The organism is Anaerolineae bacterium (assembly GCA_014360855.1).
Classification (GTDB): domain Bacteria; phylum Chloroflexota; class Anaerolineae; order JACIWP01; family JACIWP01; genus JACIWP01.
This window is the reverse complement of record JACIWP010000013.1, coordinates 1-11,326: the sequence shown is the minus strand read 5'-3', so window position 1 is coordinate 11,326 and position 11,326 is coordinate 1. Positions and strand designations below refer to the sequence as shown.

The 11,326-nt window shown below is 65.7% G+C and carries 10 protein-coding genes and 1 pseudogene (1 of these 11 cut by a window edge); 4 read left to right on the top strand and 7 right to left on the bottom strand.

Annotation, left to right across the window (positions count from 1 at the left end):
* The 3 genes and pseudogenes from H5T60_01470 to H5T60_01460 form a co-directional block, all read right to left on the bottom strand.
* A pseudogene (locus tag H5T60_01470) lies at window positions 1-414 on the bottom strand (hypothetical protein) (it extends 216 nt beyond the left edge of the window).
* A complete protein-coding gene (locus tag H5T60_01465; protein ID MBC7241098.1) occupies window positions 404-2,914 on the bottom strand; it encodes a hypothetical protein in 2,511 nt (836 codons plus the stop codon). The pseudogene H5T60_01470 and the gene H5T60_01465 overlap by 11 nt, the downstream one beginning before the upstream one ends.
* A gap of 22 nt (window positions 2,915-2,936) precedes the next feature.
* Entirely contained in the window at window positions 2,937-3,338 is a 402-nt protein-coding gene (locus H5T60_01460) for a 6-carboxytetrahydropterin synthase (protein MBC7241097.1), read from the bottom strand.
* Between the two features lie 340 nt (window positions 3,339-3,678).
* Between H5T60_01460 and H5T60_01455 the strand changes: the two genes are divergently transcribed.
* Both H5T60_01455 and hemW read left to right on the top strand, forming a co-directional pair.
* Window positions 3,679-4,560 carry an FAD binding domain-containing protein gene (locus H5T60_01455; protein MBC7241096.1) on the top strand — a complete coding sequence of 294 codons (882 nt, stop codon included), beginning with the start codon at window positions 3,679-3,681 and terminating at the stop codon, window positions 4,558-4,560.
* A gap of 7 nt (window positions 4,561-4,567) precedes the next feature.
* Window positions 4,568-5,722, top strand: coding sequence for a radical SAM family heme chaperone HemW (gene hemW, locus H5T60_01450; protein MBC7241095.1), 1,155 nt, complete (start codon window positions 4,568-4,570; stop codon window positions 5,720-5,722).
* On the opposite strand, the gene H5T60_01445 is transcribed toward hemW, so the two are convergent.
* The gene (locus tag H5T60_01445) at window positions 5,719-6,789 is read right to left on the bottom strand and encodes a polyprenyl synthetase family protein (protein MBC7241094.1); all 1,071 of its coding nucleotides are present in this window, start codon (window positions 6,787-6,789) and stop codon (window positions 5,719-5,721) included. The two genes, hemW and H5T60_01445, sit on opposite strands and share 4 nt — an antisense overlap.
* 4 nt (window positions 6,790-6,793) lie before the next feature.
* The gene (locus H5T60_01440; GenBank protein MBC7241093.1) at window positions 6,794-7,963 is read right to left on the bottom strand and encodes a type 2 isopentenyl-diphosphate Delta-isomerase; all 1,170 of its coding nucleotides are present in this window, start codon (window positions 7,961-7,963) and stop codon (window positions 6,794-6,796) included.
* Window positions 7,964-8,144: 181 nt separating this feature from the next.
* Between H5T60_01440 and acpP the strand changes: the two genes are divergently transcribed.
* Both acpP and H5T60_01430 read left to right on the top strand, forming a co-directional pair.
* Window positions 8,145-8,384, top strand: a complete 240-nt coding sequence (acpP, locus tag H5T60_01435; GenBank protein ID MBC7241092.1) for an acyl carrier protein — start codon at window positions 8,145-8,147, stop codon at window positions 8,382-8,384.
* A 163-nt stretch (window positions 8,385-8,547) separates the two neighbouring features.
* Window positions 8,548-9,435: a DegV family protein gene (locus tag H5T60_01430; protein MBC7241091.1), complete on the top strand. Its 888-nt coding sequence runs from the start codon at window positions 8,548-8,550 to the stop codon at window positions 9,433-9,435.
* Window positions 9,436-9,491: 56 nt separating this feature from the next.
* Here the strand turns inward: H5T60_01430 and H5T60_01425 are convergent, their stop codons facing one another.
* Together H5T60_01425 and H5T60_01420 are read right to left on the bottom strand one after the other, a co-directional pair.
* Window positions 9,492-10,526, bottom strand: coding sequence for a [LysW]-lysine hydrolase (locus H5T60_01425; protein MBC7241090.1), 1,035 nt, complete (start codon window positions 10,524-10,526; stop codon window positions 9,492-9,494).
* Window positions 10,519-11,326, bottom strand: an 808-nt coding sequence (locus H5T60_01420) for an aminotransferase class III-fold pyridoxal phosphate-dependent enzyme (GenBank protein ID MBC7241089.1), incomplete at its 5' end; no start/stop codon positions are given. The genes H5T60_01420 and H5T60_01425, both read right to left, overlap by 8 nt.

The following is an 11,326-nucleotide window of genomic DNA, read 5'->3' as shown; positions in this document are numbered from 1 at the left end:
CCAATCTCCGCTGTAGGAGTTGACCACTGTGCCGCCCGGGATCCTCACCTGCACACTGACATCGCTATCGTCGTTGTTCGGCGAATAGTGGGCGAACACCCAGCGGTCCACATCATCCTGATAGCTCCCGTTGTTGTTGGTGTCCACCAGCACGGTGAAGTAGACGGGGCCGTTGGCGCTGTCCCGTTCGAACATGAAGTAGATGATGTCGACCCCCGGCTGTGTGGCCCAGTAAAAGGCGAGCAAATCGGAGTTATTGCTCGCGCCGTCTCCCCGTGGGTCGGTGATATGGGGCTGGCCGGCCCAGTCCTCGAAGTTACCGTCCAGGGTGATGGCCAGGGCAATCCCGTGGAACGCCAGAAACGCCGCCAGTGCCAGCAGGAGCGCCCGGCGAACCGTGCGATTACGCCGCATGGGCATCCTCCTTCGCCGGCGGCGCCGGCCTCCGCTCCCACCAGACCAACACGCCCAGGGCCATCAGCGCGGCGATGCTGGCCGCCGTTCCCAGCGTATAGATACCGGTAGGACGGACGCGGATGGAGACCGTATGCCGGCCGGCCGGCGCCTGGAAGGCGATGAGCCGGTCATAGGAGCGGACGTTCGCCGGCTGGCCGTCCACCCGCACCTCCGTGCCATCGTGGAACGCCGCCGGGAACAACAGCCAGCCCCCCTCGTCCCATTCGTACACGAAGTCATACCCCTCGGAGGAGGCCCGATAGTCCTGCAGGGGCACCGTCTGATAGGCCTGGCGCTCCGCCGGCGGCATCTCCAACACCTTGGATAACACCTCGATGGCGGCGGGGTCACGCGTCAGGACGGCATGATAGGGCAGGTTCAGCCCCACGAACCAGACGCGCCCCGCTCCCATCTGCTTATACCCCACCACAGTGCTACTGCCCCCCAGGTACGGATGGGCCAGTGTCACCTGGTCCAGCCCCTGAGGGGTCTGCGCCTGCCAGAAGGAGTAGGCGGCGCTGAAGGGACGGAAGCGATAAGAACCCCATTCGCCGGCGGCCTCCACCGGCTGGCGGTCGAGGATGATCAGCTCACCCCACACCCCCAGGAAATAGGGCTCACGCGACAGCGATTCGGGCAGGCTGTTCGTCAGGTCCACCACCACCCGCACGCCGGCCTCCGCCAGCCGCCCGACAAGCTCCTCGGCGCGCCGGCGCTCCCGCCACTGGAAGCCCGACAGCACCACGGTATGATAGGCGCGCAGTTCCTCGAACGAATAATCGTCCACGTAATCGCTGGTGCCGGGCAGTATCTGCGGGAAGATGTAGCACAGGTTCTGCGCGCCGCTCCCGATGCCCAGTGCCTGCTGGGGCAGGCGGATGGCCCGCGGCGCGCCATCGCGATGGAACAGGGTCAGCTCCTCTCCCGCATACTGGCGGGAGAAGCCGGCCCCCTCCAGGGCCGCCGGCAGTGCCGGATCGATACCGCCGGCGCGCAGGAGCACCACGTCATCCACCCCATACAGGTCCAGCCGATCCAACACGTAGGCGGTGAAGCCCTGTTCCAGCGCCTCATTCAGAGCGGCGACATTGCGCGCCGTGCGCGCCCCCTGATAGGCCCAGCCGTAGACCTGCTCGCGGCCGGCGGCCGCTGTGAAAAAATACGAAGCCTGGGAGCCAAGCCGGCTGGAGTCCAGCGTCGCTTCCCGCCAGCCGGGGGTTTCGCGCATCGCCTCGGCGGCGGCCAGCAGGTCGGGGCGCGCCGGCCGCAGATGGATCAGGCGCGCCGACAGCGCGCCATCAGCACAGAGGAGCAGGAAGACCAGCGCCGGCACGATCCAGTGCCTTCTCTGCCAGCCGGCCATGCGCCAGGCCAGCCCCAACAGGAGCGCGAAGCTCCCGAACCCCACGAAGCGCAGGGGCCAGGCCAGGTGATGGATGGGCAGGGCGTTGTACAACGCGTTGAAGCCCGGGGTGCTGATGAGGATGGCCAGCAGGCCGGTCAAGACACAGGCCAGGCTCCAGCGGTTGGACCGGCCGGCGCGCGGCAGGGAGAGGATCACCGCCAGCAGGAGCAGTGCTGTCCCGGGATATACGATCTCCGGGTCGCGCAGGCGCAGGAGCGGGTTGAGGTATATGGTGATGGGGAATACCGCCAGCGCCTCGGTCATGGCGGAAGCGTTGATGTCGGTGATGCCGCCGGTGAGGCTGGGGAGAAACCACCAGCCGGCGGCCAGGATGCCCAGGACGATGCTCAGCATGGTCAGCACTACCGCCCGCAGGCGCGTCTTGCCGAACAGCCACAGCCATACGACCAGCAGGGCACCGCCGAGGGCATAAATGGCGGCCATCATGGCATGGCTCAGGACGATCAGCGCGGTGCACAGGGCCAGGGCCAGCCGATGCCACGGCCGGCGCGGCGCCTCGGCCGAGCGCAGGAGGAGGTAGGCCCACAGCGGCAGGAGGCCGGCGGCCAACACGCGCGGCAGGTTGCCCTCCGCCAGCGCCACCCGCACGTTATCGGGGAGAAAGACGTAAAGTATGCCGCCGGCGACGGCCGGCGCCCAACCTATCCACCTGCGGTACAACAGCCAGCTCAGGCCGCCCAGAAGCGCACACAAGGCGATGAAGAGGTTGGCGGCATATACCGCATCTCCGACGGAGCGGGTCAGCCCCCACAGGATGTAATAGGGCAGTGGCGCATGATAGCGGAAGACCTGCAGTCCCATGTACCACTGCGGCATCAGGTTCGGGTAGAGGGTCCCGCCGGCGATCTGTTCCTGCAGGTACTCCACTTTCAGGACATGCCCCAGGGTATCGGAGGCCCAGGGATAGAGCGCCTGGCCGGCGGGAAGGAGAAGCGGGGCATACATGCCGGCCGCCGCCGCTGTGATCAGCACAATGCCGGCGCCCAGCCATATGATGTGATTCCCCCAGCATTTCTCGCCGCGCTCCATCATCCCGGCTCCTGCATCCCCGGCGCTATTCCTTGACGGCAAAGGTGACGTAGTTCATGGGCGATTCCCAGATGGTCACCGAGTACAGGCTGGCATCGGTACCGCGAAATTCCTTGTCCAACTGCTCGAAGAGATAGGCGACCAGGTTCTCCGGCGAGGGCGCCTGGAACGTGAAGGGCGGGATGTCGTTGAGGAAGCGGTCCTCATAGCGCTGGAACAGCCGGCGCAGTATCCGGCGCGTCTCCTCGATGCTGATGAGCACCTGCTCGCCCAAATAGCGCGGCCGGCGGATCTTCACCTCCACCTTCCACGAATGGGAATGGGGCTGTTCATCACCGATAGCATGCCGCGCGTTGAAGAAATCCACGACCGCGATCTCGTAGATGTATTCCCTTGACTCGTACGCCCGACGCAGTGGAATGACCATGCTCCCTACCTCGTCAGATGGACGCCCATCTTCCCCACATTATACGGCAGCGAAGATGGCTCGCCAATATTATGTCAAATATTTTAAGTTTAAGCCTGTACGTCGGCACTGCCGGCCTACCTAAATATACCCGCCGCCAAGGCGAACTCACCTTACAATTTGCTGACAAATTGGGGGAGAGCTGGAGATTATGTCAATGGATGGAAAGCCTGTCTGCGCCGGCCTCGCGCAGCCGGCGCAAGCGCCGCTCGTAAGTGGCTACGGCATTTGACACTCCCCTGCCCTTGTGCTATCCTCTTTTCGGTGCACATCCAATCCGGTCTGTCGAGGGATTTCGCCGATGACCAGCGCATATCTCTTTCCCCAAACGATAGAAGAGACCCTGGACATGCTTCGCCAACATGCCGGCCGTGCCCGCATCATCGCCGGCGGCACCGACCTCATGCTCCAGATCAAGCAGGGCAAATACCAGGTGGAGACCTTCGTCGACATCACCCGTGTGCCGGAGCTGAACGGCATCCGGCTGACCAACGACGGGTATATCTGGGTGGGCGCCGCCACCACCCACCGCCAGGTCTGGGAATCCCCCATCATCCAGGAACACGCGTCCGTGCTGGCGGAGGCCTGCCGGGCCGTGGGCGCCCTGCAGATCCAGAACGTGGGCACGCTGGGCGGAAATGTGGTCAACGCCATGCCGGCCGCCGACGGGAGCATCGCGCTGACGGCGCTCTCCGCCGAAGCCCAGATCGCCGCACCCCACGAACGCTATTGGACCGACCTGCTGGAGGTGTTCAGCCGGCCGGGCGTCTGTAAGATTGACCCTTCCGCGGAACTGCTGGTGGCCTTCCGCTTCAAAGCCCTGGGCCGGCGCGCCGGCTCTGCTTTCGAGCGGCTGGCCCGGCGCCGCGCCCTCTCCTTACCCATCCTCAACTGCGGCGTCGTGGTGCAGTTGAACGAAGCCGGCGACCGCTTCGAGCACGCCGCCATCGCCCTGGGGCCGGTCGCCCCCACCCCCTTCCGGGCGCGCGGCGCAGAGGCCATCCTGGCCGGCGCTCCCGTGAACGAGGAGACCATCCGCGCCGCCGCACACCGGGCCATGGAGGAATCGGACCCCCGCAGTAACATCCTGCGCGCCTCGCGGGAGTACCGCAAGGATATGGTGGAGGTGCTGACCCGCCGCGCCCTGGAACGGGCGGTACAGCAGGCGCTGGCGCGCGCCTGAGGCGCCCATGGCGCTGGGCCTGTATCTGCATATCCCCTTCTGTAAGGCCAAGTGCGCGTACTGCGATTTCGCCTCGGTGCCGGGCCGGCCGGAATGGTTCGCGCCCTACACGGACGCCATCTGCGCCGAGATCGCCGGCGCGCCGGCGCGCTTCCCTGACATTCCCCCTGACCAGCTCCCCCCGCGAACCGCGTACATCGGCGGTGGAACGCCCAGCATCCTCCCCATCCCACTGCTGGAACGGATACTGTGGGCACTGCGGGAGGCATTCCCCCTGCCGGCGGACGCCGAGATCTCCATGGAGGCCAACCCCGGCACTGTGGAGCCGGACAGCCTGCGCCGTATGCGGACACTGGGCATCAACCGCTTGAGCCTGGGGGTGCAGTCCTTTCGCGATGCAGAACTGCGCCTGCTGGGGCGCGTGCATGACGCCGTGCAGGCGCGGCAGGCCATCCGCTGGGCGCGCCAGGCCGGCTTCGACAACCTCAACCTCGACCTTATCTTCGGCCTGCCGGGACAGTCCCTGGAGGAGTGGAAGCAGTCGCTGGAGGAGGCGCTCGCCCTTGCGCCCCAGCACATTTCTTTGTACGCCCTGAGCGTGGAGGAAGGGACACCGCTGGCGGAGATGATCCACGCGGGGAAACTGCCGGCCCCGGACGATGACCGCACGGCCGACATGTACCTCTGGGCGGAAGAGCGGCTGGAAGCCGCTGGCTATCTGCATTATGAGATTTCCAATTGGGCACTGCCGGGCTATATGTGCCGGCACAACCTGGGCACCTGGCGCAACGAACCGTACCTGGGCTTCGGCTCAGCGGCGCACTCCCACCTGGGCCGGCGCCGCTGGTGGAACGTGCGCGACCCCCATGCCTATATCCAGCGCCTGCAGGCCGGCCTATCCCTCATGGAAGGCGAGGAAACACTCACCGAAGAACTGGACATGGCCGAGACCATGATCCTCGGCCTGCGCCTAGTGGAGGAAGGGGTGGAGGTGGAGCGCTTCCGCCGGCGGTATGGCCGAACGCCGGCAGAGGCCTATCCCGAGGTGCTTGCGCGTCTGTCCGCCCAGGGATTGATCGAGATCCTGCCGGAGCGCGTCCGCCTGACGCAGCGCGGCCGGCTCCTGGGCAATCAAGTGTTTGCCGGCTTCCTGCCCGACTAGCTCTGCCGCCCCATCAGATAGTGCGTGAGCTCCCGCAGGGCGGTAATCCCTTCCTGATCGACGAACGGCTCGCGCGCCAGCCGTTCCAGATGGATCAGCGCCTCCTGCTGATAGCGGCCGGCCAGCTCCTCGCAGTAGGCCCTGGCCCCCACCGCATCGAGCAAGGTCACGACCTCCTGCACCGCTTCCGCCGGCACCTCCGGGGAATGGTACACCTCTTTCAGCCGCTCCTGGGCAGCCGCATCGCCGATCTCCTGGAGCCGGCGCACGGCATATACCAGCGGCAGGGACTTCTTGCGCTGGAGGATATCGCTCCCGCAGGGCTTGCCGGTGACCGCCTCCTCCCCCCAAATGCCCAGGATATCGTCCTGGATCTGGAACATCATGCCGAGGGCATCGCCGAAAGCATACAGGAGGCCGGCGGTTTCTTCGGGGACGCCGGCCAGCGCCCCGCCGATATACGCCGAAGCCGCCAGCAGGGTGGCCGTCTTCCCACGGATCATGCGCAGATAATCCTCTTCGGAAATGGCGAAGGTTTCCTCGAAGTACATGTCGAGGAACTGCCCCTCGGTGAGCGTCAGGCACGCCCGTTGGAAAGCCCGTTCGGCGCGATGGGCGCGCTCCGCCGGCACCCCCCGCTCCGTCAAGCTTCCCATGGTCAGATACGCCAGGGCGAACATGCCATCCCCCACGTTGATGGCATGGGGCTGGCCCCACAGGCTCCACACCGTCGGCCGGTGCCGGCGGGTGGCGCTGTTGTCCTCGATATCGTCATGGATGAGGGAGAAATTATGCAGGATTTCGATGGCGGCGGCCGCCGGCAGTGCCATCTGCGGGTCTCCGCCGGCCGCCTGACAGCTCAACAGGCACAGCAGGGGGCGCAGGCGTTTGCCGGTCGGGGCCTGCGCCGGCGCCAGGGAGCTGTCCCGCCACCCCATGTGATACTGCATCATCCCGTAGAAGCGCTCCACGCTGGGGTGCGGCGCCGCCACCGCGCGGCGCAGTTCTTCCTCTACTAATGGCAAATACATTTCCATGGCCTTGCGCAGGGCATTCATGGTCTGCATCCCATCATTGTTGTGTGCCGGCGCGGTGCACCGCCGGCGCGCTCCGCACCACAACCGGCAGGTTCTGCAGGTCCCGCAGGGTGCGGGAGCCGGTGCAGAACATGGCGATGCGCAGTTCCTGGATGATCTCCTGCAAATAGCCGATGACGGCCTCCGCGGACTGGGTCGCCAGGCGCAGGAGCGGATGGGCGATGCCGGCCAACTGCGCCCCCAGCGCCAGGGCCTTCGCCACATCCACGCCGCTGCGCAGGCCGCCGGAAGCGATCAGGACCGCCCCGGGCACGGCGCGCCGCGCTTCCATCAGGGCCTGGACGGTCGGGATCCCCCAATCCTCGAAGGCCTGGGCGATGCGTCGGGCGGACTCATCCGGCGCGCGGTACATCTCCACCTGGCTCCAGGAGGTGCCGCCGGCGCCGGCCACGTCGATCGCCGCCACGCCGGCAAGATGGAGCTGGCGCGCCAGCTCGCCCGAAATGCCCCACCCCACCTCTTTGACGATGACCGGCACGGGCAGGCCGGCGCACACCGCGGCGATCTTGTCGAGCAGACCGCGGAAGTTCGTGTTGCCGCCCGGCTGGAGCGCCTCCTGCAGGGGATTCAGGTGCAGGATGAGCGCGTCGGCGCCGATCAGTTCCACCGCGCGCCGGCAGTGTTCCAGATCGTACCCGTAATTGAGCTGGACCGCTCCCAGGTTCGCGCAGAGGAACACGTCCGGCGCGATATCGCGCACCTGGTACGTGGAAATGGTGGCCGCATCCTCCAGCGCGGCGCGCAGGGAACCCAGGGCCAGCGCAATCCCCAGCTCCTGGGCGGCCTGCGCCAGGTTGCGGTTGATGGTGCGCGCCCATTCGGTCCCGCCGGTCATGGAGGAGATGAGCAGTGGAGCGCGCAGGGCATGCCCCAGAAAGCGGGTCGAGATATCCACATCTTCCAAGGCCATTTCCGGCGCGGCCAGGTGGGGCAACTGCACCAACTCGAACCCGCTGGAGGGATAACGGAACGCCACATCTTCTTCCAGGCAGATGCGCAGATGGTCTTCTTTCCGCTGGCGGTGCGAAGTGGTCAATCCTTTTCTCCTGCTACGGAATGCCGGCGGGCGCAACGCTCGGGCCGGAATGGGGTTATAATACGGTGGAAGTATGGGCCAGTCGCCGGCCGCCGGCGGTACGCCCATCATACCCGCCGGCATGGGCCTTGTCAAACCGCCAACGGCACGATGTCCTCGCATTGTTGACAGCCGGCGCAAAGGGGATTACAATAGAACACGTTCTATCGTTCACTATTCCTGCCTTTCCTTACATGTTGTCAGCCATGTGTCACATCGCATCAATCTCTGGAGGTAGAGAACCATGACCATGACGCGTGAGGAAATCTTTGAACGAGTGAAGAAGATCATCGTCAACCAGCTCGGCGTGGATGAGTCCAAGGTTACCATGGAAGCGCGCTTCCGCGAGGACCTGGAGGCGGATTCACTGGACCTGGTGGAGCTCATCATGGCGTTCGAGGACGAGTTTGGCGGCCAGATTGAGGATGAAGAGGCCGAGAAGATCAAAACCGTGGGTCAGGCCGTGGAATTCCTCCTTGGGCGGGTCTGATCCCCGTCCGTTCCCACAAGGCCAGCCGGCTTTGGTGAACCACTGAGCCAGGAGTGGACAAATTCCACGACCTGGCTTATTATGCTTTGTGAATATCCGGAGACGCGCCGGCCCAACCGTTTCGCCGGCGGTCTTTGCAGAGATTTGAAGGAGTTTGATTTCGATGTCTGTCCCAAATGTATTGTCCAGCCGCAGCCCCGTCGCCATCATCACCGACACCACTGCCTCCATTCCCGACGAGCTGGTCAGCAAGCTGAATATCCACCTCATCCCCTATTACATCAATATCGGCAACAAGACCCTGCGCGACGTGTTCGACATCAGCCGGGAGAAGTTCTACCAGTGGCTCCCCACCGCCACCCAGCTCCCTACCACCTCGAACCCCGGACCAGGGGACTATGTGCGCATGTTCCGGGAGCTGTACGAGCGCACCAAGGAGATGGTGGTCATCACCATGACCTCCATCGGGAGCGGGGCGTATCAGGCCGCCAGCGTGGCCAAAGAGATGATCACCGAAGAACTGCCGGACATCAAGGTAGACGTCATTGACACGCGTCAAGTGGCCATGGCCCAGGGCTGGTCGGTGATCGAGGCGGCGCGGGCGGCGCTGGCCGGCGCCAGCCTCCAGCGTGTCATCGAAATCACCCGCCAGACGGCGGCGCGCGCCATGATGATCCAGACCGCGGATACCCTCAAGTATCTGTACATGGGGGGCCGCATCGGGCGCGCCATCCACCTGGTGGGAACCCTGCTGAACGTCAAGCCGCTGATCGGGATGGAGGACGGCGAGATCACCGCTTACGGCCAGGCGCGCAGTCGCTCCCGCGCCTATGACAAGATGATCTCCCTCCTGACAGAGCGCTTCGGCGCCGGCGCGCGCCTGAAAGTCGCCTACATACATGCCGCCGCGCCCGAGGAAGTCCAGGAACTGCGCCGCAAAGTGGAACGGGCCTTCCAGTGCGTCGAGTCGCTGGTGTCCGAGCTGTCGCCGGCGCTGGGCGTGCATTCGGGCCCCGGCACCACCGGCCTCGCCGTGGTCCCCGAGCCGTAATATATCTGACAGCCCTGTAAACACGAACTCCCCGGGGATGCCCGGGGAGTTTTCGCTCACCAGCGCGCCAGAACCTGCTCCAGCACCGCGATGGCCCGCAGATAATCCTCGATCAGGATGTGTTCCTCCGGCGTATGGTCCAGGTTGGAATCGCCAGGACCGTACGCCGCGATGGGGCATTCCCACGCCGGCCCCACCACGTTCATGTCCGAGGTGCCGGTCTTCAGCTTGAAGCGGGGAGTGCCCCCCACCGCCCGTATCCCCTGCAGGAACGCCCGCACCAGCGGCGTGTTCTTATCCGCCCGATACGGGGGCTCGCAAGTCCCGAAAGTGAGCTCCGCCGGCGCGGCGCGCTCCTCTATCCATGCCCGCACTTCCTCGATGTCTACCCCCAGCGGCCAGCGCAGGTTGATATGCATCTCCACCTGCTCCTGAAAGCCGTCGCTCTCTGTGCAGATGGAGACCAGCGTCGGGGTCAGCATGTCGAACTGGCGCGCTTTGCCGGCGTTCCAGGCGGAGGTATAGTCGGCCACCGCGTTCCAGAAGGCCACAGCGCACTCCGCCGGCGTCTCGCCCTGGCCGGCGGTATGTCCGCGCGGCCGGCGCAAACGGTAATTCACCGACAGCGTCCCCTTGTATCCCAGCGTAATATGTTCCCACCCGCTGGGCTCCCCGATGATCACTGCATCAGGACGATAGCGCGGCACCAGATGATGGGCGCCGCGCGAGCACCCTTCCTCTTCCACCGCGCCGACGATGATGAGCCGGCAGTCCGCCGGCGGGCCCTGGCGCGCCGCCGCCATGATGAATGCCGCCAAGGGGCCTTTGGCATCCACTGCCCCTCGGCCGTACAGCCGGCCCTCCTCCAGGCGCACCGGGATATACCCGCTCACCGTGTCCATATGCCCCAACAACATCAGGGTGCGCCGGCCCTCCCCCAGCTCGCCGACGGCGTTCCCCACCTCGTCCAGGTAGGCCCGCAGGCCCAGCTCCTGCATGCGCGAGACGAGCAGGCCGGCCAGCTCGCTCTCCTGGCCGGTCGGGCTGTATATGCGCACCATCTCCTGGAGGAGGGAGACCGGGTCAATCATCTTCCTCATCGCCCACCTGCAGCGTCTGGCCGAGGACGTCTATGACGGTATCCAGAACGTACTCCAGATCATCATCGGGGATCATCAGCGGCGGCAGGAGGCGCACAACGGTGGGGCCGGCCGGCAGGGCCATAATGCCCCTCTCATGCAGTACATCGAGATACGGCCGCGATTTGCACTTCAGCTCGATGCCGATCATCAGGCCCAGGCCGCGGATTTCCCGCACCATCGGCGCGTCGTGAAGCGCTTCCAGCCGGCGAAAGGCATAGGCCCCCTTCTCTGCGGCGCGCTGGGGAAGCCCCTCTTCCTCCAGCACCTGCAGGGTGGCCAAGGAGGCCGCGCAGGCCAGCGGATTGCCGCCGAAAGTCGAGCCGTGCAGGCCGGGCTTCAGCGGGGCGACCTTCGGCCCCAGGACAATGGCACCCATGGGCACGCCGCCGCCGATGCCCTTGCCCAGGCAGAGGATATCCGGCACCACGCCGGCGTGTTCCAGCGCCAGCATCTTGCCCGTGCGGCCCATGCCGGTCTGTATCTCGTCGAAAATCAGGAGCGCGCCGCGCTCATCGCACAGCCGGCGCAGGCCCTGCAGGAATGCCGGCTCCGCCGGCCGCACGCCCCCCTCGCCCTGCACCGGCTCGACGATCACCGCCGCCGTTTCTTCCGTGATGGCCTGCTCCGCCATCTCGAGCTTGTTCAGCGGGATGTGGGTAAAGCCCGGCACCAGCGGCTCAAAGGGCTTGCGGTACTTGGGATTGTGGGTGGCGGACAGGGACCCCATCGAGCGGCCGTGGAAGCCGCGC